We start from the raw sequence: 22,412 nt of genomic DNA on the forward strand, positions 1-22,412 counted from the left end.
ATACTGAGGTGCGGCAGGCGCGTGCCGTCTGCTCTAGAGCGACCAGGGCCCGGCGTGCACGGTCAGCGTCGGTCAGGGGCATGACGTAGTTGGCGTCGCCGTCCTGCTCGAAGCCTGCGAGCTGGAGAGCCGTCCGGGCCCAGCGGTAGTTGTCACCAGCGACGAGAGCGGCAATGCCGTAGTGCCTGCTGGTGAAGAGCGTGATCTCGGACGGTGTCAGGTGGGGTCTCCCTCGGTGCGGCCGACGGAGACCAGGCGGGGCGTGGAGGGGTCCGTCGAGGTGTCGTAGGTGCTGGACAGCAGGTCGACACCGAGCTGGAAGAGGGTCCGGTCGGCGATGTCGAGGAGATCGCTCGTGCGGTCGTAGCGGTCGGCGAGCTGGGCGTGGCCCTGCTCACGGCAGCGGGTGCCAGCGGCGCGCAGCAGATTCCGCAGGGAGACCAGCCCGGCGTCCTCGCCGCCTGCGGCGAGTTCGGTCAGAGCGTGGATCTCGGCGGGCGTCGAGGCCGCGGACATGGCCTCGGTACAGGCGCGCAGCGGGGCGGCGGGGTCTGCGGACACCGGGAGCGTGCGCAGGAAGCCTGCGGCCTCCCGGCGGGACCGGCGGCGCAGGTCGCTGCTGCCGTGCCTTTCGTGGTCCGTGTGGGGCATGGGCAGGGAAGGTCCTTCGAGCGCTTAGCGGCTATGGCTCGCGCGGGTGGATGCTGTCGGCGAGGGCGCCGTCGGCGAGGTCTGCGGCGGCGTGGAGCCCCAGGCCCGTGCGGTTGCGTACTGGGGTGAGGCGGTGGCGGCGGCCTGTGAGATTTCGGTCCGGTACCAGGCGCGCGGGTCCTGGGGGGCGGCTTGCGCGGATGGCTCGTTGGCGGGGTCGAGGGCGTAGTCGGCGTGGACCTTGTATCCGCTGCGGCGCAGGCTCGAGATGGCCTGGCGGGTGCGCCGAGCCCCTTCGTAGGTGGGGGCCGGTAGGAGGTAGACACCGTGCAGGCCGTGGAGGGGTTGGAAGCCCAGACGGGTCAGGTACCAGTTGCTGATGTGATGGGGCATACCTTGGGCGGCGGCGACATACCCGTACTGGGGGTGTGTGCCGACGACGAACTGGCCGGGCAGGGATGGCTCCTTGCTGATCAGCGGCGCGCGGGGCGCGATGTGGTGGGCGGTGGGACGGCCACTGGCGTGGGCGCGGCCGGGGGCGAGGGGCGGAAGTACAGGTCAAGCGGATGCTCGGTGGTGAGGACGACCTCGAAGGCGAGACCGCGGAGCCGTGCTGCCGCGTCCTGGACGAGATCGTCCGGGGAGTGTGGTGACGGCGTGATCGCCGCGCACAGGCCGGTGCCGGGGTCCAGGTACCAGCGCTCGTCCTCGTGGAGCAGGGCCCGTACGGCTCGGGGGGACAGGACGTCGGCGATAGGGATTCCCTCGGCGGACTGGCCGATGACGACCTTCTGGGTTTGTCGGAACCGCGTGCTGCGGGAGACGCGCATCGCTGCTGTCCGGTAGTACGGGAGGAGCCTGCGCCGGATCGCGGCGGCTGCGCGGGCGGGGTCGGCAGGAACGGCGATGGCTGACGGATGCGGCGTCGTGTCGTACTCGAAGATTCCCGCGGGCAGCAGTGCGCCGACCAGGAACTCGCTCGGCCGGTAGGGCCGCTGGACGATGTAGAGCTGCAGGCCGGTGGGGTGGGTGAGGAAGGCCCGGGCACGAAGATGGTCGCTGTCCTGGCGGCTGTGGTAGACCGCCTGCCACAGGGCTCCGTCCTCTCGTTCCCAGAGGCGGTAGTCGGCCTGGCTCCATCGGTAGGGCGTGGAGTGGACGCGGGAGGTCCAAGCGGACGAGAGGCGTGGTGCGAGCCCAGAGGTGAATTCCCCCAGAGGGCCAGCCGCGGCAGTCGTCCGTCGGGCGGTCTCCTGTTCGAAGGTGATGTTGGGCATGGGGACTCGTTCGGATCAGGCGGAGGGCGCCGGGTGGTGGATGTGGCTGACGGGGATGCCGAGAGGCTGCAGCGCGTGCACGGCCTGGTGCGCGAGATGCACCTGCTGTTCAACCGGCAGGGAGGCCGGTGCGGTGTATGCGTCCAGGCGAGGGCAATAGGTGAACCCCCGTGCCCACAGGACGCGTTGCACGGGGTCGGAGAGGGGGAGGGACATCGGCCCGGCGGCATGGAGGCCGATGTGGATGCTGACGGGGTGGTACATGGGGAGAACTCCTGACGGGACGAGCTGCGGGCCCGGATCAGCGGCTCCGGGTGCCGTGCGTGGCTCGCGGAGGGGCAGCCATCGCAGCTACTGGGGCGCTGGCCGAGCCCGGGATCGACGGGCTCCGGGGGAGCCGTGCGAGGAGGACGTCGATGGCGGAGAGCACTGGGCCGGCATCGTGGAGATCGCGGGGCTCGGACGGTGCGGTGCCGTCGTAGAGGACCGTCATCGAGGTCCTGTCCTCGGCGGGCGCCGCGTGGGTGACCAGCCATCCGCCTTGCGCTCCGATGACGACGACGGAGTCGTGCCCAGGCGGCCAGGCGTAGACGATCCAGTCGTCCATGCCGAACTGGACATCGCAGATCAGCCCGCGCTCGCGGAGAGGGGTGGTCACGTGGGTGAACCTGGCCCACGCCTGCTGCCAGCCGGGGTCGAGTACGTTGCGGTGATCCGGTAGGGGAGCCAGTGCCCGACGTGACCTTAAGGCCTGCATCGGCGCCAGCTGCGATGTCATCGCGCCCGGCCGGACGTGGGCAGGCTGGCCGGGGGCAGTGGCATGTGTCCCCCGCGGGCCAGCATTGCGGCTGTGCGGGCGGGGAATGTGCGAGTGAGTTCCGTGGCCTTGCCGCGCAGCTGCTGGGCAGCATCGCGCAGGGCGCTGCCGGCCTGGTCGAGGTGCTCCTGGATGACGAGCCGCACATCGGTCGGCGGTGGGGTGCGCATGGTGGAGGAGTGCCGGAGGTTCTCGTGGAGGAACCCGAGGCGGTCCACCACGTGGCTGAGGTGGGCGAGTGAAGTGCCGAGCGGGATCGCGCACTGGGCTAGAGCTGCCGTTCCGAAGCGTTCGGCGTGGCTGTAAGCCGCAAGGGACTCAGACTCGTGCCGGTTGCTGGTGGCCAGTTCTTCGCTGATGTCAGTCAGGATGATGCCGATGTCGCCGACCACGGTGTGGATGTCCGGGGTGATGTCGTCGCCTCGACGCAGGTGCTCGGCCTGCGGTATGTCGTCGAAGACCCGGTCCAGGGTCCGCGCGAGCTGGAGGAAGTAGTCAGGGCTGGTGATGTCAGGAATGGTGAGCTCGCAGGGTTTTGTCAGTGCATACGGGAATCGGTGTCGAACAGGGCCTGCTCTGCGGGGTGGAGCAGGTGCTGGACGATGAAGGAGCGGCCGGCGACCTTCCAGAGGCCGCGTCCGCGGTTGAGGTGGGAGATCGCCTCGGTCTCGACGGAGGTCAGGCCGAGCAGCGCGGCGGCTGCGTGGACCTGGTCGGTTTCCTGCCGGTAGACGATGCGGGTGGAGCAGTCCGCCAGGAGGCCCTCGGCCAGGGCGCGGCCCTGGGATCCGGCGTCACCGGCGGTCAGCAGGTCGGACAGCCGGTGGATGACCATGAGGTTGGCGATGCCGAGGCCGCGGCTGAGCTTCCACTGGGACTGCATGCGCTGCAGCAGGGCGGGGTGGCGCATCAGGCGCCATGCCTCGTCGTAGACGATCCAGCGTCGGCCGCCGCGCGGGTCGGTGAGGGCGGATTCCATCCAGGCGGAGGCGCAGGTCATGGCGAGGACGAGCGCGGTGTCGTCGCCGGATCCGCCGAGGCGGGACAGGTCGATGGACAGCATCGGGCTGGACGGGTCGAAGGTGACGGTGGACGGGGCGTCGAACATGCCGGCGAGGTCGCCGTGGACCAGGCGCCGCATGGCGTGCGAGAGGTCACGGGCTGCGTCTCCGAGGTGTCCAGAGACGGTGCCGGCGGCCTGGTCGAGCAGGGCGGGCTGGGCCAGGGTGTGGGCGATGTCGCCGAGCAGCGGGGTGCGGCCGGCTGTTGCTGCGGCGTTCACGACGCCGTCGAGGGCGATGTCGAGGGCGGTGTGCTCCATCGGCATCAGTTCCCGGCCCAGCACGGTGCGGGCCAGGGAGCCGAGAAGCAGCAGGCGGCGCTTGCGGACTTCTCCTGCCCAGTCGGCCTCCGCGACGGACGGAGGCCTGGGGGCGGCGTCCAGGGGGTTGAGTCTGCCGGGCAGGCCGGGGCCGAGCGCGATGGAGGTGCCGCCCAGGGCTTCGGCGACGGGGGTCCACTCGCCCTTGGGGTCACAGGGGACGTACACCCGGTAGCCGAAGGCCACTGATCGGAGGGCGAAGGACTTCGCAAGCGCTGACTTGCCCTGGCCGATGACGCCGGCGAGCAGCACGTTCGGGTTGGTGAAGCCTTCGACCTTGCCGTACAGGGTGAACGGGTCGAACGTGAACGCGGCTTCGGCGTGGACGTCGCGGCCGATGTAGATGCCGTCGGCTCCGAGGCCGCCTTCGGCGAGGAACGGGTAGGCGCCGGCGGCGACGGCGGTGGTCATGCGGTGGGCGGGCAGGCGCAGGCGGTTGCCGCGTGCGGAGGCGGTGCCGGTTCGTCCCGAGGCCGGATAGAGGGGGAGGGGCATCTCCTGCTCGGACGGCTCGTGTTCCCCGGAGGGGGAGGTGGCTTCGGCACGGGCTTTGGCCTGGGCTTCGGCAAGCTGGCGGCGGGCTGCCTTGCGGGTGTTGCGGTCGGTGCCGTGGGGCGTGAAGAGGGGGGATGCGCTGGCGCGGCGGGCGCGGCGGCCGGGTCGGTGCTGGGGCATGGGGCGGATCGTTTCTGCGGGGGACTGACTTCAGGCGGTGCGTGCCGCGTGGGGGCCGTGGTCGGCGGGGGTGGTTTTGCGGCGGATGGCGTGGCCGGAGGCGAGCTGGCGCTGGCAGATCGTGAGAACGGGCGGGCCCTCCGGCAGCCGCTCGGGACGGCAGTCGGAGTCGGGGCCGCTGTGTTCTGCTGCGGGGAGGGTGTGGAAGGCGTCGTGGATGCTCGTCGCGGCCTGCCACAGCCGCAGGTGGGCGGAGGCCAGGTGGCGTCCGGCGGCCGGGTGCCGGGGCCGGGTGGTGTCGGCGATCCGGTCCATCAGGAGATGCAGGCTCGTCAGGTGGCCGTGCAGGACGTCCACGTGCACGCGGTCGACGGGGGAGCTGGTCCGTGCCGCCTGGCGGGCGTGGTGACGGATGCCGGCGGTCGCTGCCCGCAGGTAGGGGTGTGCGTCGTCGGCCTGGGTGTGGGTGTGGGTCAAGTCGTGGGTCCTTGCTGCCGCGGGGCGCGGCGGGGTTCGGCTACAGGGCGGTGCGGGCCAGGGGGAGAGCGGCGAGGGTGAACGCGTCGGGCTGCTGGTAGGTCAGGCGGCGCAGGTCGACCTGGGCGCTGACGGCGGCGGTCTCGATCTGCGCGCACGCGGCGTCGAGCGCCGAGTCGGTCTCGGCGGAGACGGTCAGCAGTCCGGTGAGGGCGACATCCGCGTGCCCGGCGATCAGCTGGCGTTCGCGTTCCTTGACGTCCCCGTACTCGACGGAGTCGGCCTCGGAGTCGACCTGGCCGCGGCGCTGACGTTCGGCGGCGTCGGCGATGATCGTGGCCTTGGTCCGCTGGACGTCGCGCAGCGCGGACTCCAGTGCCTGGGGCACGTAGATGAGGGAGAAGGAGCGGCGCACGCCGGCGGTGAACATCAGCCCGTGCAGGAATCCTGCGGCGGTCTCGGTCCGTGGCCAGTTCTCCACCCAGTAGGTGGCGTGGCGGGCGGAATCGGTGATGACCCGGTCGTACTCCTCGACTTGGACGACGGGACCGGCGGCGGCCGGGTCGGCCTCGGCCCTGCCGTGCTCGGACCACTGCTGCAGCCCGGCCAGGGCCTTGGGGTCGTAGGCGGTGCGGACGACGGCGGCGATCTCCCGGGCGGTGAGCCAGCCGGTGACCATCAGGCCGGCGTTCCGGGCGGCCTGGGCGACGGAGGCGGTGGTCTGCCCGAGGACGGTGAACGCGCCGGGCAGTCCTCCGCCGGCCTGGCTGATCAGCCGCTTGGCGGCCTTCATGTCCAGGGAGATCGCGATGTATGTCTCGTGCGGTGCGGCGGCGGGACCTGCGGAGGCGACGAGTTCGGAGTACACGTGCCCGGCGACCGGGGTCTGCGGGTTGCCGTGGGTGGTCCAGTGGCGGGTGAGGGTGTCGCCGGAGTCGGGGACGGTGCGTTCCAGGACCTGGATGGTGGCGATGTGCCCGCTGCGGGCGATGCCGGCCAGGGCTCGGCCCCACGAGGTCACATTCGCATTCTGGGTGGCGGGGTCGAGGAGGGCGAAGGCCCTGCTGGAGACGCGGGCGACGGCGGTGAGGGTCTGCTGGTGGGGGTCGTGGACGGCGGCGGCCTGCGATCCGGAGGGGGTGACCACGCGCAGCGAGGCGGCGGTGCCGGGCAGGTGGAGCATGCCGTCGGTACGGGGCCGGGATACGGCCCGGGCCAGCCACATGGTCTGGCCGGTGCGCCGGCGCTGGGCGTAGCGCAGGACGATCGGCGCCCAGTCGATCAGGGACCGGCCGTTTCGGCGGATGGCGACGAGGGCGCCGACCGCGGCCCAGAGCGGGGTGAGCGCGAGGGCGCCGACCAGTCCGGTGGACACGACGGTTACCAGGAGCAGGGCGAGGGCGGAGGAGACGAGGACGAGCTGGGGCAGGGACAGGCCGAGCAGGATGCCGCGCTTGGAGCGGTGGGGGAACTTGATCGTGAGGGGCAGAGCGAGGTCAGACAAGGTGAGGCCGCTTTCGGGGGCGCGGGGGTGGGACCCGGGCGGGACACGGCAGTGGTGTGCGGCGTGTCCCGCCCAGGTGGCGTGAACGGGGTCAGGAACCGGTGGGCGGGGGCGGGGGCGGAGGCGCGGCGGGGCTGCTGCCGGGTCCGTCCGCTGCGAGAGATCCCGACGGGGCGCCTTGCGGTGGGGCCTGCTGGGCGCTCTGAGGTGCGGAGACCCACCCGCCGCCCGAGCCGGTCTGAGAGCCGGGGCCTCCGCCGAGGTGGCCGCTGGTGTCCTGGTCCGCACTGGTCGGCGGGGGCTGGACGGCCTTCTCCATGCCGCTCTTGAACGCGTCCGCGGCGGGGGAAAGCCCACCTCCACCTTCCTGGCCTGTGCCGCCGGAGGAACTGGAGGCGATGTCGCCGGGGAACTGCCCGGGCACGCTGGTTGGGCCCTGCGGCGCGGCTCCGGCTCCGGCGGCGGCTCCTCCGGTGCCCGCGGTCGCGGCCATCGCGGCGGCCTTGCGGGTCGCCTTCTCGGCGTGCTGCTTGGCGATCTGTGCGCCCGCTCCACCGGAGCGGTGCAGGGACTCGCCGTCAGCGCTTTCTGCCGCCCAGTGCACGAACTTGAACGTGGCGTAAGGGCAGAGCAGCACGAGCATCATGACGACGATGCCGGCCAGGCAGTCGGCGAGGGCGCCGATGCCGTCCTTGGCCTCGGTCTTGCCCATCGCGGAAACTCCGAGGAGGAACACGATCGTCATCAGGAGCTTGCTGACCACGAGCGTGGCAGTGGCTTCGATCCAGCCCCGGCGCCAACGCCGTGCGACCTCCCAGCCACCACCGGCCCCGGCGAAGACTGCCAAGGTGACGAGCACGAGGATGCCGACCTTGCGGACCATCATCACGCACCAGTAGAGGATCGCTCCGATGGCGGAGCCGATCCCGACGATGGCGGGCACCATCCAGCCGAGCGGCACCATGGACCCGACCTGGGACACCTTGACCATGCGGCGCACGGAGTCCTCGATCGAGGACCCTGCCGCAGCGAACAGTCCGTCGGACAGTGCGTCCACGACCTCGATGGCCACGGTGGTTCCGGCGATGGCCGCGAAAGCGAAGATCACGCCGCTCGCCGTACCGGTGAACGCCTGGGTCAGGGCGCGTCCGTCGCGCTGGAACGCTGCCCGCACCAACTGGGCGCAGAACGTCGCGACCAGCAGGACGAGCCCGATCGGCAGAATCAGCTCGTAGTTGTCGCGGAACCAGCCCGCGTTCAGGTCCACCTTGGTGGTGACGTTGACGGCCTCGGCGGCGAGATCGGCTGCTGCGGCGGCCAGTTCACCGCATGACTTCGCGATCCAGTTGCCGATGCCTTCGGTGATCGCTTTGCCGGGGTCGGAGACGAAGTCGATGGCGTCGGCCGCGGAGCACAGCTTGCTGGCGAGGGGCAGGGAACAGAAGTCCACTGGAGGGTTACCTCCCTATCTTCAGTGGCGTGCTACGGGGCGACGCTTGGGGCGATGGAGACGAGGGCGCAGTCGCTGCCGGGCCGGCACTGGACGGCGAGGGTGACCGAGCGGTCCTCGGCGCCGCCCCCGCCGTCCTTCCAGGCGATGGTCTGCTTGCCGGTGACGGTGACCGCGTAGATGTACGCCTCGGTCAGCGCGGCCGGGTTCTCGGCGAGGGCCTGCTTGAACGCCGACGGGAAGTGCGCCTCACCGACGGCGGCGGTGGCGTGCTGGGCGTTGTCGGCCATACGCGACCACAGCACCGGATCCGGGACCTGACCGGAGATGGAGGTCCAGTCGGTGTACTTCGTCTCGCGGGTCATCCAGGCGTTCATGCCGGCGAGCTGCTGGTCGCGGGTGGTGGTGCGGCTGTCGTACGACCAGAGCATCACCGCCGACGCGCGGGCGTAGGCGAGCGGATCGGAGATCTTGGGCGGCACCGGTACGGAGCCCGTTCCGGCGCTCGGCTGCGGAGCCGAGTCAGCCGGCGTACGTGCCGCGGGAGCCGAAGGTGCCTGTCCGCCGGCGTGCTGCTCGCCTCGGCCGGTGAACCAGGCGGCGAATCCGGCGACCGCGAGCAGTACGGTGAGGACGATGGTGCCGACGAGGATGCGGCGGCTTGTCGACCAGTGGGTGGTGGCCCGGTGAAGTGGCGAGAGGGAACGTTTCGGCACTAGCGGACCTGCGTCCCGAGAGCCGAGAAGAAGGCGACAATGCCGTTGGCCGCGCCGAGGCCGAGGGCGGCGCCCGCGGACACCACGGCGCCCTTCTTTCCGTTGGCTTCGGCCTGGTGGCCACCGGTGTGGTGGCCCCATGCCCACACGCCGAGGGACACGGCCAGGGCGCCGACGACGGCGATGATGCCGAACATGTTGATCGAGCTGACGACGTTGCGCAGGACGTCGAGGCCCGGGAGGCCGCCACCCTTCGGAGTGATGCCGGGGTCGAAGGCGAGATGAGTGACGCGGTCTGCGAATGAAATGGGTATGGCGGAGCTCCTTGCGTGCGCAGGCGGGAGAAGGCACTGCGGGTAAGCGGGGAAGGGGAGGGGCGCGCTGGGCGCGCGGGAAGGGGCCCGGATCAGGCCGGAGGGCGCGGCCGGTGGGCTAGCTGTGCAGTGCGGGGATGCGGCGGACGGCGAGGATCTGCCAGTCGCCGACCTTCTCGATCCGCACCGGCTTCGTTGTGCGCGGCGCGTTGATCACGAGTCCGGAGCCGATGTACATGCCGACGTGCTCCGGTACGGCTGCGGTGCCGCGGGTGAAGAGCAGGTCACCGGGCTTCAGGGCGTTCGCCGGGACGGCGTCGCCCTCCTTGACCTGGGTATACGTGGTCCGGGTCAGCTGGACGCCGGCCTTGGCGTAGGCCTGCTGCATGAGGGAGCTGCAGTCGCAGCGGCCCATGGGGTCGGGACCGTGCGCGGCGGTGCAGGTCCCGCCCCACTGGTAGAGGGTGCCGAGCTGGTGCATCGCCCAGTCGATGGCGGTACGGGCCTTCGGGGAGGCGTCGGCGGGAATCTTGTACCCGGCGGGGACGCTGCCCTCCGGGATGGTGCCCCAGTCGGCTCCGTCTTCGCCCGGCTTGCAGCCTCCGCCCCCTCCTGGCGTTGGGCCGGGTTCCTGCCCGGGCTGCTCCTGGCCGCCGTTCGGCAGCGTCTTGACGATGGCCTGTTGCAGGGCCCGGGACAGCGGCTCCCACTGCGTGTACGCGTCCGGGTATCCGGAGCGCTGCACGGCCTGGGCGGCCTGGGTGATCGTCATCTGCTGCCACCCCTTGACCTCCATGAGCCCCTTGTAGAAGCGCGTGGAGGCGTAGACGGGGTCGCGGATCTGCTCCGGGGTGCCCCAGCCCATCGAGGGCCGCTGCTGGAACAGGCCGAGCGAATCTCGGTCGCCGTAGGTCAAGTTGCGAAGCCGGGATTCCTGGATGGCGGTGGCAAGAGCGACGACCTGCCCGCGTTCGGGGAGCTTCATGGCGATGCCCGTGGCGACGATCGTCTTGGCGTGGGGGATCTGCTCGTCGGGCAGCTCCAGGCCCTCGACACGGACGGTGCTGTCGCTGCCCTGGCCGCCGAGGATGGAGGCGACCTGCTTTGCGACGGCCGCGGTGTCGACGCTCTTGCCGCCGGGGGTGCAGGCGTTGTTCCGGGAGGCGCCGCTTCCGGCCGCGGCCATGGCTGCGGTGGTGGCGAGGAGGAGGGGGGAGAGGCAGAGGACGCCGATGGCGGCGGCTACGGCCTTCAATCCGGTGTGTCTCCCCGCTCGCCGATTCGGGCCGGCGGCCGGGACTCAGGCAGGGGAGGGCACAGGGATGTCATAGGGGTGTCCTTGGGGAAGTGATGCCCCGGCCGCGCGGTGCCGTGGAGATGTGAGAAGGGCGCGCGGGCCGGGTGATGGGTGAGCTGTGCCTGGGGCGTCGTGGCGAGTTGCCGCTCGCGGAGACGCTCGGGCGGGGTCAGGTGTACCAGGGCATGGGGGACCTCCGTAGGGGCATGACAGGGGATTGCCGCCAGCGGCGGTGTGCGCCGGGCAGTTCCAAAACAGTAAGTGCGGATCCCCGGTTGACCAAGAAAAAGATGATCAAGGCTCTATTTCAAGGGTTTTGGCGGCGACCAGGGTCAACCGGGGATCGTGCCCTACAGTTTTGTTGTTCCCCCGCACGACCTGCCTATTGGCGCTGTGGCTTCTGCATGCCCGCGTACGGCCGGGCAGCGTCACGGATGCGGGCCGGATTCCGCTACTTCGCCTTCCCGAAACGAATTTGGGGTACCTTTTTGCCTTTCTCCCTGCACCAGGGCGACGCCCTCAGCGTCCTGTCCACCCTCCCGGACAACTGCGTCGACTCCGTCATCACCGACCCGCCGTACAACTCCGGCGGCAGGACGGCGAAGGAGCGAACGACCCGGACGGCTCGGCAGAAGTACACCTCCGCCGACGCTGGCCACACCCTCCCGGACTTTACCGGCGAGAACATGGACCAGAGGTCCTACGGCTTCTGGCTGACACAGATCATGACCGAAGCGCACCGGCTCACCCGTACCGGTGGCACGGCTCTGCTGTTCACCGACTGGCGCCAGCTGCCCATCACCACGGACGCGATCCAGGCCGCCGGATGGCTCTGGCGCGGCGTGCTGGCCTGGCACAAGCCCGCGGCCCGCCCGCAGAAGGGCCGGTTCACCCAGAACTGCGAGTTCATCGTCTGGGCGAGCAACGGGGACATCGATGGGTCCCGAAACGAGGTCTATCTCCCCGGCCTGTACTCGGCCTCACAGCCGTCGGGCAAGAAGCGGCAGCACATCACGCAGAAGCCCGTCTCCGTGATGCGGGAGCTCGTCAAGATCAGCCCGCCAGGGGGCACCGTCCTTGACTTCTGCGCCGGATCCGGCTCCACGGGTGTCGCAGCGCTGCTAGAAGGCCGGGACTTCATCGGCGTCGAGAAGACCAAGCACTACGCCGAGATCGCATCCGATCGACTCACCGAAGCACTCCAGCAGACCCTTTCGCAGGACGACTTCACCCTGTCTGCCTGACGCTCACGGCTTGCCGCGGGGGCAGGAACACGGCATCTCGCATTCCTGTCCCCGCTGTGTACCGGGGCTATGTAGCACGCGATCCCCGGTCAGCCAAACCGGGGAATCCGTGGATGGTTGTACTCCAGCCCCTTACGAATTCCGACGTGCCGCATACGGCTGCGAGGAGAGACCTTTCGTGCTCGAACCCATAGATGGCCCCGACGGCCAGCCGATGGATCCGATACGCCTTCCGGAATCCGACCTGGAAAGCATCGAGGCCAGCGTCCGCAAACTCCTGGACCAGTCCGCCCAGCAGGCGAGGCAGCTCGACAGCCTGGCCGCCGCACCCGCCCCGATGCCCTTCGCAGGCTTCCCGGGCATGCCGGGCCTGCCGGGCGTGCCCGCCCCCGCTCTTCCGCCCGAGCCGAAGCCGATCTTGGAGCTCGACGGCAACGAACGGGAGAACGAACTCGACGCGCTCACCGACTGGGTGGAGGACTTCCTCATGCCGGTCTACGGCGCGGAGATCACCACCGCCGCGCCGTGGTGCGAGCAGTGGCAGGCCCACCTCGACGTCGTGGCCTGGTTGCACGCCCTCTGGATGGCCTACCAGCAGCACAAGGACCCCGAGGCCGGCCCGAGCGGCATGTTCGTGTGGCACCGGGACTTCCTCACCCACGCGATGGCCGCCGTCCGCGCGGTCGGCGGACCGCTGTCGGCCTGCCAGACCGACCCCGAGCGCCCCGCCCACCGCCTGCTGCGCGGCCCCAGCCGGTCCACCCGTCCGGCGCCCGCCGAGAACGGCGACTCGGACGACGCCTCCGAGGCGGCCTCGTGAGCGGCCACGACCAGCCCGCATTCGGTCTGACCTTCGACCCGCGGGCTCTGACCGACCTCCTCCAGGCCCCCAGTGATATCCGCGACCTCGCACTCGCCCAGCTCCAGGACGTCGTCAACGCCAAGCTGTTTGGCGGCAAGCTCACCGCCGAACTCGACGGTCTGCGCAAGGTGTACGTCGACTCCCGGGCGGCCTGGCGCATCGTCTACGACCAGCGCCGAGCCCCAGAAGGATCCGCCTACCGCATCGAGATCCACGTCGTCGCGATCCGCCCCCGGGACCGGCACGACGTCTACAACACGGCAGCCGCCCGCCTGGGCATCAAGCGCCGCCCGGTCGACGCCCTCACCCACGCCGCACGGGCCCGGTCCCCCCAGCTCGACACCACCCGCACCATCCCCAAGCCCGGACCGCCGCCCTACGCCGTCCCCGGACTTCCCCAACCTGCACTTCCGCCCACCCCGAAAGGCCCCACCCGTTGACAACCTTCCCCAACTTCCTCGACGCCTTCACCCTCTCCCGCCTCCAGACCCTGCCCCTGGAGGAAAACCCCCACCACCGTGCCCTCCTGGACGTCTTCGTCGAGGTGCAGGACCTGGAACAGCAGCTACTTCGCGCTCTGACCAACCCGTCCACCATGGGGGCCGAACCCGCCGGCCAACTGGACGCGTGTTCCGACCTGCTCCTTGAGCGGCTCGCCGCCGGGTACGAGCTGTCCGTACTCCTGTCCGCAGGCTGCTGCTGCGAGGCCAGCGCACCCACAGACAAGGAATCCGGACCGTGCGGGGCGGAACAGCCGATGGACGAATGCTGCCAGAAGGCGGCCGAAGAGCCGCTGGGCCTGGTGGATGCCTGCCTCAATGTCTTCGCCGAACTCGGAGACCCGAACGCCGTGGCCTCCGCGGACATGGTGGACGTCCTCCGTCGCCTGCCCGGCATCGCGGAGAACCGCTGCCCGTACGCCGACCTCACCCAGATGCGTCTTGCCAGGCTCCTGACCCCGTACGGCATCCGAACTCACTACACTGACCTGCCCGACGGCCGGCGTCTGAGGGCATACCGCCGTTCGGATCTTCTCGCCGCGCAGGGCGGCATCAGCCACTGCTGAACTACGACCTCCCCGGCAGCATCCGTGCCGTGGACCTCGCCGACTGGCAGCTCATCGACGCCTTCCACCGTCACTGCTCACCGCTGGCAATGCACCGCCGCTGGGGACGTACACAGGTCAGCGTCCGTCACTTCGGACGTCTGCTTCGCCACTCCACCTGCTGGATCGCTCTCGACCGAGCAGGTGCCGCCATCGCACTGGCCTCGGTGGGTCCGGTGAGCAGCGAGCCGGGCGTTGTCGACCTCGGCCTACAGGTAGCCGATGCCCACCAGCGCCAGGGCATCGGCACGGCCCTCGCCCGGCACGCAGGAGCCCACGCCCAGCGCCACGGGGCACACACCCTGTCCGTCTACACCGAAGCCTCGAACCACCCAATGCGTCGACTGCTCCGGCGGCTGGGCCCCTCCACCGAACGGCCAGCGGGAACACACCTTGACGTCCGTATTCCTCTGGCAACACCAGCCGGACGACCGCGCACCCTGCCGGATCCCCTCGCACCGACCGCTCCCCCTCCCGTCTAGCCGAAGCGGGAGCCGGCCTGTTCCCTGACCACGAATACCCGCCGAGGAGATGACCGTACTGCCCTCCGCCACCCCTCCTGCCAAGTCCCTGACGGACCTCGATCACCGCATCGAGGCGGCCGTCGGCTACAACATCGACCATCTCTGGAAGCACCACGACCGAGGCCTGCTCGACGAGCCGCTCAGTCGGCTCGCCGAAGCCCACCGCGGCCTCTCCGACGCGGAACGGGGGGTCACCTTCCACCGCGTCCTCCTGCACCGTCTTGCCTCCGGCGAGATACCGATGGACCAGCGCCTGATCACCCGTATCGAACGGGTCGTCGGCCAGCTCAAGGCCACCACCGAGACGCGGGACGCCCGACAGGCCCAGGCGGTCGCCGCGCTGGAACCTGTCGAAGCCGCCGCCCCAGCACCTACCGCGTTGGAGGGGCCGGAGCTGACCGCCCCGGAGTTCGCCGCACTCCTCGCCATCAGCCAGGGTGCCAACCTTCATCAGCACCTTCAGACTGGGCGCCTCTCCGTGATCACGGCATCCACAACCCGCCTGCCCCACACCGTCTTCCAACGGCTGGAAGCAGCAGGGCTCGTTACGCGGGACACCTCCCGTCCGATCCACGCCGGCCAGCCCATCTCGCTCTCCGAAGAGGGGCGTACGACGGTTACGGGCGGCGCCCGCCGCGATCCCGTGCCGACGGCCGTGGCCGCCCCCTCCGTGGGCTCCTGGCCGACACCTGCACGCTCGCACCGATAGGCCCCCAGCTGAGCCGGGGGCGGCCGGTGCCCGTCCGGCCGCCCTCGCCTCAGTCGCCCCTCCTCCACGGGCCGGGGCCGATCCGCCACCCCCGATGAGGTCCAGACATCCCGAAGCCTGAAAACCAGCCCCAGCTCCGCCTCGACGACTTCACGCCCACCGACACCTCGGTGGAACGCGACTTCGACCAGACCGTCCTGTCCCACCTGCATTCGCAGTACCGGATGGCGGAGCACCACACCCCTGATGGCCGCCACAGCTACTACGTGCTCTTCGACGAGGGGGTCACCTGGGGAGTTCCGGGAGAGCCCCAGCTCGTCGGGCTCCACATCGTCCGGAACCTCGACGAGGCGACTTTCGACTTCAGCCACGTCGAGCTACCGATTCCCGCAATGGTCCAGTCCTGGCTCATCAAGCGGGGCTGCCCACCGGAGGACATCGCGCTTGGGCCCGGCGTCGGCACGAAGCCCGCGGACCAGGCCACGATCGCCCTGCAGCAGCGCGTCATGGGCGACGGCGACCACTTCGCCATGCTCTACAGCTACACGGACGACAGCTCCTCCGACAAGGCGGAGACCGTGGTACTGCTGCGGGCCCTCGACGAGCGGGTGGTGAAGCCCTTCCGCGTCCTGTTGGAGCAGGCAGACCTCGAATCCTTCACCCACACCCTGCGTGAAGGCGCGTTCGTGACGCTCCACGCCGCCACCGACTGGCTCGAGGACCGCTCCACCCCGCTGCCGCCGCCGGCCCCACTGCCCGTCCGGCCCGCGATGCCAGTCGCTCGGCAGATGCCGCTGCCCCAGCCTCGTGACCGAACCCGCTGACCCCCGGCCCGTGCATACCCGATGATCCCCGGTCAGCCAAACCGGGGATTCTCCAGACCATTGGAGTTGCCCGCCCGCTCCGTTCGCCGGGCCCCATTCCCGTTCAGACCCATGTCGCCCCATGCCCTCATGGAGAGGAGTTCGCCTTGCCCGAAGAACTCGACGACGTGCTGGGTGCCTTCGCCCAGCAGATCGAAGCCCGCTTCCACATCCCCCTTCACCAGCTGCTCGAAGCGGTGAAGGTGTCCCCGGAGGCCAATGCCGACGCGACGATGGTGGCCCGCTGGTACGGACTTCTCGAAGACGCCCAAGGAGTACTGGACCAAGCCGAGGACGATCTCGTCGAAGCCCTCGGCCGCGCACCCGTCGGCGAACTGGACGACCCCGTGATGGCACTCGCCGACCGGGTGAACACGCTGGTCGCCGTACGGGATGGCCGGGCCATGGTCGTACGACACCTGCTCGACGACAACGCACCCGGCAACCGGAGCGCACCGGGTGCGTGGCGAGGCGCTGCGCGCACCGGGCCCGCCATCCAGACCACCCCTGTGGCCCGCCCGACCGCGGTCCCGACGGCCATCCCGGTCAGGGGAGGCCGATGGTGAGCACCTCGACGAAGCCGAGTAGCCAGGACGCGGACCTCGAGGAAGTCTTCGGCGCTTCCATTGCCCAGCTTTACGCCTCGGCTGCCGCCGGGACCAGTACGCCGGCGGAGCACCGGGCGCTGGAGCTGCGTTCGTTCCTGGCCCTGGCCGAGGAACAGGTCGCCCGAGTCCGCGACCGCGTCCACCGCTACACCGCCCCGGAGGCGGACATGAACGCACTGTCCGCCTCCGAGCTGCGCTTCGACTCCCAGTGGATGGAAGCCGCCCTGGCCGCCCGGACCCAGTACGTCACGGCCCTACGCCAACTCCTGCGCGTCATGTCGCCGTCGGCCACTGGTCGAGAACGGCAACCGCACTCCAATCACCCCAAGATCAACACCCAGGCTGCATCCATGACGGCCCCTACGCCCGCGGGTCCCGCAGTCCGAGGTGCGAGAGGCCACTGATTGCCCCACAGCACGTCGCAGCTCATCGCCGAGCACATCGAATCCCTCTACGGCCGCCCACGCGCCGAACTCGAAGCGCACGCCGACTCCACCGACCACCCGAACATGCTGTCCGCGCTGCTCGCCGCACACCAGACCGTCGAGTTCGCGGAACGCGACCTCACCTTCCAGCTGCAGCGCCTGCGCCAACTCGTGCACCCAGAACGTGAGATCGGCCGTTTCGATGCCGGCCACATCCACGACTGCGCCCGGCGCATCGGCGAGGCCGTCGCCGTCCGCGACAGCCAGGCCAAACACATCACCGCCGTACTGCAGAGCCTGCACCGCGTTCCGGCTCGGGACACCGCGCACGCCACAACCGCCACGACGGCAGCCCCGTCCCCGGCTCCTGCAGTCGCAGCAGCATCCGCGCGCACCCGCTAACCCTGTCCCAGGAGCACCACTTTGACTACTACCGGCCTGCCCGACTTCATAGCGTCCGACCTGTCCCGTGTCACCGAAACCCTGCAGATGCTCGCCCCCCGGTGGAACGTGTGGGTGCTGATGACCCTTGCCGAGAAGCCACTGCGCTACCGGGAGATCAAGCGCACCCTGCCGTGGCTCCCCGACGGCCAGCTCCACCCGAAGATCGTCAAGCTTGTCGACGCAGGGCTGGTCGAACGCCGCGAGTTCGAAGCGCAGACCGTGCTCTACGGCCTGTCCAGCCGCGGGCGCGAGCTGCTTCCCGTCCTTAACGTGATCGCCGCGTGGGGCAGCTCCCACCTGGAGAAGGAAACGGTGCTGGACCCGGCGACCGGGCACCGCGTGCCCAAGCCGGTACCCCGAGCGCAGGACATCGAGGACACCCTCATGCTGATCGCCCCGCGCCAGGCCACGCCGATCCTCTGGGCGCTGCGCAGCCGTGGAGCGTCCAGCGCCAAGGCCGTGGCCGCCACAGCCATGCCCGATCGGCACCTGACCAACGTCTACCAGCCGCTGGCACGCCTCGCCGACGACGGACTGGTCACCAAGGACCGCGACGGGAACGCCGAGCTCACCGCCGCCGGCCGGGCCCTGGCCCCTGTCTACCAGGCACTCTCCGCATGGGCCGCAGGCTGCCAGCCGGCTGAAGCGGCAGCCCACCCGGTGCGGGCGCCGAAACCTGCTCAGCTCCCGTCCGGCCCCGGCGCCTGGGCCACCGCACGGCCGCGGGTCTCCGCTGTCACCACCGCTCCCTCCCGCGCGTCGTGGCGGTCGGGGGACCTCTTCTCCCACACCGCCCCGGCCCGCCCCGTCGGCGTGACCCCGGCCGGAGGCCGCTCGCGATGACGCCTTCCTCCGATTCGGACGCTCTCGCCCAGGCCACGGTCGCCCTGTCCCACCCAGGCCTCATCCGGATCGTCACCGAGATCGACGACAACGGACCGCTGCAACGGCACCTCCTGAGTCGCACACTCACCTCGCTGTCCCGCCAACAGCTGCGCCACGCCACGAAGGCCGGCCGCACCCTCGGCCTGCTACGGATCGGTACGAAGGCGGGGGTTCCGAGCCTGCTCCTCACCCGCGGCGGCACGGAACTAGCCGAGATCTACGACATGGCCGCCCGGTGGGCCCGAACCCAGAGGTACCCGGCCCCCGTGGCCGACTTTGTCGTCCGGGTCCAGTCCACGCTTACCCTGCTCGGCGCTGCCGGGCCCTTCGAAGACGGCGACGCCGTCTGGGATGAAGACCTGGATGCGCTGCGGGCGGCGTTCACGTCCTGGCTGCGGGACCACGCCGCAGACTCGGGCCGACCCACGCCTGGCAGGGCCTCGGCGGGCTGGGAGCTGGCCGCGTGAGCATCGCACCCAAGCCCGAGCCCCCGGCGACTCAGCCGAAGGCCCCCAGTTGGACGCGTCCGGTAGTCAGCTCGTCGAGCGTCCGCAGCCCGCGCCTCTGACCTTCTGTTCTCTTCTGCTCGCCGAGGCGGGCGAGTTCTTGTGTGAAAGCGACGATGACCACCGATCTCCTGATCGCCGGCCCCCGGCATGCCCTTCTCCCGCAGCTGTCCCTGCTCCGCCGTATTTACCTCCCCCGCACGGCGGATGCTGCGGCCTTCGCGATGACCACGTACGGCATCCCGCTGATCGTCCTGGCCACTACCCGCTCCGCTACCCTCACGGGCCTCGCGTTCGCGCTGGAGTGGGTCCCCCGCCTCGCAGCGTTCTCCCTGGCCGGCGCCATGGTCGACCGCTACGGCACCAAGCGCGTCTTCCGTATCGCCTCGGTGCTGCGCGCTCTCGTGGTCCTGGCCGCAGCCGTCATCCTGCCCGGCCAAGCCGGAGGACCCGGGGCCACCATCACGGTGATGGCGCTCGCCGCCATCACCGGCGTGGTCACCGAGTTCTCGTACATCGCCGCCGAGACCGCCGGGGCCACGGCCAGCAAGGACGCGGGAGATCGGGCCCACCGCGTGCAATCGGTACTCCTGGGCATCGATCAGACCGCGACGCTCGCGGGACCCGCCCTCGCCGGATTCCTCTTGCACTGGACCGGAGTCACGGGCACCCTGATCGCCATCGCCGCCTGTTCCCTCCTCGGCGCGGCCCTTGCCCCCTGGCACCGTGAGACACGGCTGGTCCCCGCCGCCGCCTCCGCGTTCGCCGGGCTGCGGACCGGATGGAGCACACTCGCCTCCATCCCCGCCCTCGCCTGGCTGATCACGGGACTTACCGTCTCCAACATCGCGATCGGCATGCTGCAGGCCGCGGCACCGATCATCGTCATGCAGCAATTCGGCCACTCCAGCGTCGCCGTCGGCGTGATCTGGTCGGCCGCTGCAGGCGCCTCGCTCCTCGCGGTTGCCTGCGTCCGGTTCGCCATCGACCGCGTCGGCCTCTGGCCCGCCGGAGCCGTCAGCGCGGCCGTCGCGGCGATCGCGGGCCTCGCCGTCAGCCAGGCCGGCACCTACACCCAGTTCCTCGTACTGACCGCCGTACTCATGGCCGGCGAAGGCGGAATGACGGTAGTGCTGCGCACCCTGCGCTCCCACCTCATCCCCGAGCAGGTCTTCGGAGCCACCCTCAGCATCACGATCCTGATCATGCTCGCGCCCTTTCCGCTCGCCGGAATTCTCGTCGCGGTGACCCCGGCAACCGTGCTCGGCCACGTCCTGACGGGCTGCGCTGCCCTCCAGGCTGTCGGCCTCGGCATTGCCTTCCGACGACTGCGAGGCGAAACCGTCATGCGCCGCCCCACACGGCCGACCGGCTGACCCACCCTCCTCACCCCTCCTGGAGCGACATGCCCGACCAGCCCAGCGCTCTGTCAGCTGACCAGACAGCGGCAGCATCGTCCCTGCTGCGTGTGTTGGCCGACTGCTTGAAGACCAGTCCGGACGACGAGGCAGAAGCCCTCGCCCGTCACCTACTGGCCCATGCCGGCCTCCTCTCCGACATCCAGCACCTGCTCAGCCGGCTTGCTTGGTGGGTGGACAGCGCCGCCCTGCCCAACACCGACGACGGACCCCGCTTCGACGCCCGCTGTGCCCTTGATGCCGCCAGTGCCGAGGTGGGCGAAGCCCTCCTCCTTGCCGAGAACGACCAGCTGTTCGGTGCCTCAACCGAGTCCCACCTCGCCCAGACCGGCCAAGTCGCCAGTTCCACCCCGCCCGGACCTGCCGTCGGCCGACGTACACGCCGTTGACGCAGCTGACCCTGCTTCGGACTCGAACCGTTCGGGACCACAACACGATCACCGTTTTCCTCGCTTCGACTTACGGGCGCTCCCTGCTCGCCCCCTTCTCCCCGACCTTCCTGGACACCAATGCCCGAACCTGAACTCCCCGACGGAGACGTCTTCGTTACCCCTCGCTACCTCGCCGGATCCAGCGGTGTCGGTGACCCGGGCTTCGCCCCAGTCACGGACTGGCCGCATCACCACCTCGACGACGGCCCCTGTCAGCTCCTCGTCACTTCGCCCGATCACCGCATCCGGATCGGCTGGTTCGGCGACGACTACGACCTGTGGAAGGTCACTGCCGGGGAGGATGCGTCGTCCGCGCCCCGGTGGACCGCGATCTTCAACCAGAACACCCCGGCTGAACTCGTCGCTGGGCTCACCACCGCACTGGCCAGCGACTGGGCCGACAGCGGCGACCGGTTCCTGGCCGCCCCTTCCTACCGATGGGTCGATTCGGTGCACCCGCTGCTTGACGCCGGGTGGACCCACGGCTCGGCCGAACGCAGCATCGTAGAGATCACCGCCCCCGACGGGCAGGCCGGCATCCTCATCGACCGTCGATGCGAGGACCCGGACGATGTGTTCCTCACGCTCTGGGCCGGACCGCCGGGCTGGGGCACCCGAGCCGAAGTAATCTTCACCGCCCGAACCCCCACGCACCTCATCGCTGCCACCGCGGCGGCGTTCACCGACCCCACGCCGGTCGCCCGCTACCAGGAGCACCTCCACCCGGAGCTCGCGGCGCTGGCCAAGCTCACCCCCGTCCGACCTCCACAGCCGCCGGCGCCATCGCCCCTCGACGTTCAGCGGGCCTCTGCCGCACGCCGCCCCCCTGCCGTGACGACCAAGGCCATCCCGCGCTGGAGCACCAGCAGCCTCCCGCCGGCACTTCCCAGCGCGGCCAGAGCACCTGCCCGGCGCTGACCATCTGACCAGGAGTCCACCTGCCTCTCCACGCCGAACGGTTTTTCGCCGAGCTCCAGCCCCCTCTCCCTGGCGGCACTGTCATCGGGGACACCTACTACGGCACTGCCGCACCCGACTCGCCCCTACGGTTGCGTATCGACTTCCGGCGCACGATCCGCCAGGGCGAGTACGACGGCCTTCAGCTGACCGTCCTCCACGCCGACAATGGAACTCTGGACACTGCCGGCCTCGCCTTCGCAGACCACGGGACGTTCACCGAGCGGGACACCGCACGCGGCAGCGCCCCCGGCCGCGACGGGTACGCCCGCATCCGCGACTGGCATTCCAATAGCCATGTCCCATGGCGGGGCGCCGACCTCACCGGCCTCAGACAAGCAGTCAGCGCCTACGCCACCCTGTGGACCCCCGCCCCATCGAGCGCGAACCCTCTCTCTCGACAGGAAGGCATCCAGCTACCCGAGCGGGAAACCGGACTGCGCGACCCGGAAGGCTTCTGGGGCGGCGACCGCGAGTTTCTGGATCTGCTCGGCCAGGCGACCCGGCTCGTCCTGGACTACGCGGGGTTCGGCACCGCCGACGGCATCACCCTCTCCGAGAACCTGCGGTCTGCTCGCTACAGCGTCAGGGACACGCTCGGGCTGTCCGTCGAGTACGGGGTCCTCGCGGAGGCCGAAGCCGCCGCCCACATCACGCAGACCGTCGGAATCCCGTACGGGCCCAGAACGGCCGAGGCCCTCGCCCGCATCGACAACCTGAGCACCGACGACCAGCACACCGTCGTCAAGGAAGCCTCCCGCCGCTACGCCACGCTCCGCCTGGAGCCGAAGCCTCCAACCCCACCGCGCACCAGCCTGCCCCTGCCCGCACCGGTGCGGACCCTACCTGCGTCCGCTCGCTCCCGATGAATT

28 protein-coding genes are annotated in these 22,412 nt (G+C 70.3%); 16 read left to right on the top strand and 12 right to left on the bottom strand.

Features of this window, described 5'->3' with window-relative positions:
* Positions 1-216: 216 nt before the first annotated feature.
* The 12 genes from ACIQCH_RS02970 to ACIQCH_RS03025 form a co-directional block, all read right to left on the bottom strand.
* Positions 217-651, bottom strand: coding sequence for a hypothetical protein (locus ACIQCH_RS02970; protein WP_402577268.1), 435 nt, complete (start codon positions 649-651; stop codon positions 217-219).
* Positions 652-1,124: 473 nt separating this feature from the next.
* Positions 1,125-1,928: a hypothetical protein gene (locus ACIQCH_RS02975; RefSeq protein ID WP_402577270.1), complete on the bottom strand. Its 804-nt coding sequence runs from the start codon at positions 1,926-1,928 to the stop codon at positions 1,125-1,127.
* Between the two features lie 15 nt (positions 1,929-1,943).
* On the bottom strand, positions 1,944-2,192 hold the full coding sequence (locus ACIQCH_RS02980) for a hypothetical protein (RefSeq protein WP_402577272.1): 249 nt from the start codon (positions 2,190-2,192) through the stop codon (positions 1,944-1,946).
* Positions 2,193-2,229: 37 nt separating this feature from the next.
* The gene (locus ACIQCH_RS02985; RefSeq protein WP_402577274.1) at positions 2,230-2,586 is read right to left on the bottom strand and encodes a hypothetical protein; all 357 of its coding nucleotides are present in this window, start codon (positions 2,584-2,586) and stop codon (positions 2,230-2,232) included.
* A 116-nt stretch (positions 2,587-2,702) separates the two neighbouring features.
* Positions 2,703-3,137: a hypothetical protein gene (locus ACIQCH_RS02990; protein WP_402577276.1), complete on the bottom strand. Its 435-nt coding sequence runs from the start codon at positions 3,135-3,137 to the stop codon at positions 2,703-2,705.
* 146 nt (positions 3,138-3,283) lie between these two features.
* Entirely contained in the window at positions 3,284-4,801 is a 1,518-nt protein-coding gene (locus ACIQCH_RS02995) for a VirB4 family type IV secretion system protein (protein ID WP_402577278.1), read from the bottom strand.
* A gap of 30 nt (positions 4,802-4,831) precedes the next feature.
* Positions 4,832-5,278 (bottom strand): DUF6238 family protein, encoded by a 447-nt coding sequence (locus tag ACIQCH_RS03000; RefSeq protein WP_402577280.1) that lies wholly within the window; start codon positions 5,276-5,278, stop codon positions 4,832-4,834.
* Positions 5,279-5,318: 40 nt separating this feature from the next.
* Positions 5,319-6,782 carry an SCO6880 family protein gene (locus tag ACIQCH_RS03005; protein WP_402577282.1) on the bottom strand — a complete coding sequence of 488 codons (1,464 nt, stop codon included), beginning with the start codon at positions 6,780-6,782 and terminating at the stop codon, positions 5,319-5,321.
* A gap of 91 nt (positions 6,783-6,873) precedes the next feature.
* Positions 6,874-8,232 (bottom strand): ATP-binding protein, encoded by a 1,359-nt coding sequence (locus tag ACIQCH_RS03010; RefSeq protein WP_402577284.1) that lies wholly within the window; start codon positions 8,230-8,232, stop codon positions 6,874-6,876.
* Positions 8,233-8,264: 32 nt separating this feature from the next.
* A complete protein-coding gene (locus ACIQCH_RS03015; RefSeq protein WP_402577286.1) occupies positions 8,265-8,948 on the bottom strand; it encodes a hypothetical protein in 684 nt (227 codons plus the stop codon).
* Positions 8,948-9,262 (bottom strand): DUF6112 family protein, encoded by a 315-nt coding sequence (locus tag ACIQCH_RS03020; RefSeq protein WP_402577652.1) that lies wholly within the window; start codon positions 9,260-9,262, stop codon positions 8,948-8,950. Before ACIQCH_RS03020 ends, ACIQCH_RS03015 begins: the two co-directional genes overlap by 1 nt.
* 118 nt (positions 9,263-9,380) lie before the next feature.
* Positions 9,381-10,517, bottom strand: a complete 1,137-nt coding sequence (locus tag ACIQCH_RS03025) for a C40 family peptidase (protein ID WP_402577288.1) — start codon at positions 10,515-10,517, stop codon at positions 9,381-9,383.
* Between the two features lie 530 nt (positions 10,518-11,047).
* Between ACIQCH_RS03025 and ACIQCH_RS03030 the strand changes: the two genes are divergently transcribed.
* The 16 genes from ACIQCH_RS03030 to ACIQCH_RS03105 all read left to right on the top strand — a co-directional run bounded on the left by ACIQCH_RS03030 (position 11,048) and on the right by ACIQCH_RS03105 (position 22,409).
* Complete coding sequence (locus tag ACIQCH_RS03030) at positions 11,048-11,803, top strand: DNA-methyltransferase (RefSeq protein ID WP_402577290.1); 756 nt, start codon at positions 11,048-11,050, stop codon at positions 11,801-11,803.
* Between the two features lie 214 nt (positions 11,804-12,017).
* The gene (locus ACIQCH_RS03035; RefSeq protein WP_402577654.1) at positions 12,018-12,623 is read left to right on the top strand and encodes a DUF4913 domain-containing protein; all 606 of its coding nucleotides are present in this window, start codon (positions 12,018-12,020) and stop codon (positions 12,621-12,623) included.
* Complete coding sequence (locus tag ACIQCH_RS03040) at positions 12,620-13,105, top strand: type II toxin-antitoxin system RelE/ParE family toxin (protein WP_402577292.1); 486 nt, start codon at positions 12,620-12,622, stop codon at positions 13,103-13,105. Before ACIQCH_RS03035 ends, ACIQCH_RS03040 begins: the two co-directional genes overlap by 4 nt.
* Positions 13,102-13,731: a DUF3631 domain-containing protein gene (locus tag ACIQCH_RS03045; RefSeq protein ID WP_402577294.1), complete on the top strand. Its 630-nt coding sequence runs from the start codon at positions 13,102-13,104 to the stop codon at positions 13,729-13,731. Before ACIQCH_RS03040 ends, ACIQCH_RS03045 begins: the two co-directional genes overlap by 4 nt.
* Before the next feature lie 89 nt (positions 13,732-13,820).
* Positions 13,821-14,252 (top strand): GNAT family N-acetyltransferase, encoded by a 432-nt coding sequence (locus ACIQCH_RS03050; protein ID WP_402577656.1) that lies wholly within the window; start codon positions 13,821-13,823, stop codon positions 14,250-14,252.
* Between the two features lie 49 nt (positions 14,253-14,301).
* Complete coding sequence (locus tag ACIQCH_RS03055; RefSeq protein WP_402577296.1) at positions 14,302-15,003, top strand: hypothetical protein; 702 nt, start codon at positions 14,302-14,304, stop codon at positions 15,001-15,003.
* A 170-nt stretch (positions 15,004-15,173) separates the two neighbouring features.
* Positions 15,174-15,827, top strand: a complete 654-nt coding sequence (locus ACIQCH_RS03060; protein ID WP_402577298.1) for a hypothetical protein — start codon at positions 15,174-15,176, stop codon at positions 15,825-15,827.
* A gap of 146 nt (positions 15,828-15,973) precedes the next feature.
* On the top strand, positions 15,974-16,432 hold the full coding sequence (locus ACIQCH_RS03065; protein ID WP_402577300.1) for a hypothetical protein: 459 nt from the start codon (positions 15,974-15,976) through the stop codon (positions 16,430-16,432).
* Complete coding sequence (locus ACIQCH_RS03070) at positions 16,426-16,878, top strand: hypothetical protein (RefSeq protein ID WP_402577302.1); 453 nt, start codon at positions 16,426-16,428, stop codon at positions 16,876-16,878. Before ACIQCH_RS03065 ends, ACIQCH_RS03070 begins: the two co-directional genes overlap by 7 nt.
* Positions 16,879-17,301 (top strand): hypothetical protein, encoded by a 423-nt coding sequence (locus tag ACIQCH_RS03075; protein ID WP_402577304.1) that lies wholly within the window; start codon positions 16,879-16,881, stop codon positions 17,299-17,301.
* Positions 17,302-17,322: 21 nt separating this feature from the next.
* Positions 17,323-18,186 (top strand): winged helix-turn-helix transcriptional regulator, encoded by an 864-nt coding sequence (locus tag ACIQCH_RS03080; RefSeq protein ID WP_402577306.1) that lies wholly within the window; start codon positions 17,323-17,325, stop codon positions 18,184-18,186.
* Entirely contained in the window at positions 18,183-18,695 is a 513-nt protein-coding gene (locus ACIQCH_RS03085) for a hypothetical protein (protein ID WP_402577308.1), read from the top strand. The genes ACIQCH_RS03080 and ACIQCH_RS03085 overlap by 4 nt, the downstream gene beginning before the upstream one ends.
* Before the next feature lie 155 nt (positions 18,696-18,850).
* Positions 18,851-20,110: an MFS transporter gene (locus tag ACIQCH_RS03090; protein ID WP_402577310.1), complete on the top strand. Its 1,260-nt coding sequence runs from the start codon at positions 18,851-18,853 to the stop codon at positions 20,108-20,110.
* Positions 20,111-20,139: 29 nt separating this feature from the next.
* Positions 20,140-20,541, top strand: coding sequence for a hypothetical protein (locus ACIQCH_RS03095; protein WP_402577312.1), 402 nt, complete (start codon positions 20,140-20,142; stop codon positions 20,539-20,541).
* 120 nt (positions 20,542-20,661) lie between these two features.
* Positions 20,662-21,501 carry a DUF317 domain-containing protein gene (locus tag ACIQCH_RS03100; protein WP_402577314.1) on the top strand — a complete coding sequence of 280 codons (840 nt, stop codon included), beginning with the start codon at positions 20,662-20,664 and terminating at the stop codon, positions 21,499-21,501.
* A 131-nt stretch (positions 21,502-21,632) separates the two neighbouring features.
* Positions 21,633-22,409, top strand: a complete 777-nt coding sequence (locus ACIQCH_RS03105; RefSeq protein WP_402577316.1) for a hypothetical protein — start codon at positions 21,633-21,635, stop codon at positions 22,407-22,409.
* The last annotated feature ends 3 nt before the right edge of the window (positions 22,410-22,412 follow it).

The sequence above is a fragment of the Streptomyces sp. NPDC093225 genome, from assembly GCF_044753805.1.
GTDB lineage: Bacteria > Actinomycetota > Actinomycetes > Streptomycetales > Streptomycetaceae > Streptomyces.

What these genes read in the sequence shown, in the direction of transcription:
- ACIQCH_RS02995 (WP_402577278.1), bottom strand. Translation starts at nt 4,801, where the DNA reads ATGCCCCAGCACCGACCCGGCCGCCGCGCCCGCCGCGCCAGCGCATCC.
- ACIQCH_RS03050 (WP_402577656.1), top strand. Translation starts at nt 13,821, where the DNA reads ATGCACCGCCGCTGGGGACGTACACAGGTCAGCGTCCGTCACTTCGGA.
- ACIQCH_RS03095 (WP_402577312.1), top strand. Translation starts at nt 20,140, where the DNA reads ATGCCCGACCAGCCCAGCGCTCTGTCAGCTGACCAGACAGCGGCAGCA.
- ACIQCH_RS03070 (WP_402577302.1), top strand. Translation starts at nt 16,426, where the DNA reads ATGGTGAGCACCTCGACGAAGCCGAGTAGCCAGGACGCGGACCTCGAG.
- ACIQCH_RS03055 (WP_402577296.1), top strand. Translation starts at nt 14,302, where the DNA reads ATGACCGTACTGCCCTCCGCCACCCCTCCTGCCAAGTCCCTGACGGAC.
- ACIQCH_RS02970 (WP_402577268.1), bottom strand. Translation starts at nt 651, where the DNA reads ATGCCCCACACGGACCACGAAAGGCACGGCAGCAGCGACCTGCGCCGC.
- ACIQCH_RS03085 (WP_402577308.1), top strand. Translation starts at nt 18,183, where the DNA reads ATGACGCCTTCCTCCGATTCGGACGCTCTCGCCCAGGCCACGGTCGCC.
- ACIQCH_RS03100 (WP_402577314.1), top strand. Translation starts at nt 20,662, where the DNA reads ATGCCCGAACCTGAACTCCCCGACGGAGACGTCTTCGTTACCCCTCGC.
- ACIQCH_RS02975 (WP_402577270.1), bottom strand. Translation starts at nt 1,928, where the DNA reads ATGCCCAACATCACCTTCGAACAGGAGACCGCCCGACGGACGACTGCC.
- ACIQCH_RS03035 (WP_402577654.1), top strand. Translation starts at nt 12,018, where the DNA reads ATGGATCCGATACGCCTTCCGGAATCCGACCTGGAAAGCATCGAGGCC.
- ACIQCH_RS03090 (WP_402577310.1), top strand. Translation starts at nt 18,851, where the DNA reads ATGACCACCGATCTCCTGATCGCCGGCCCCCGGCATGCCCTTCTCCCG.
- ACIQCH_RS02980 (WP_402577272.1), bottom strand. Translation starts at nt 2,192, where the DNA reads ATGTACCACCCCGTCAGCATCCACATCGGCCTCCATGCCGCCGGGCCG.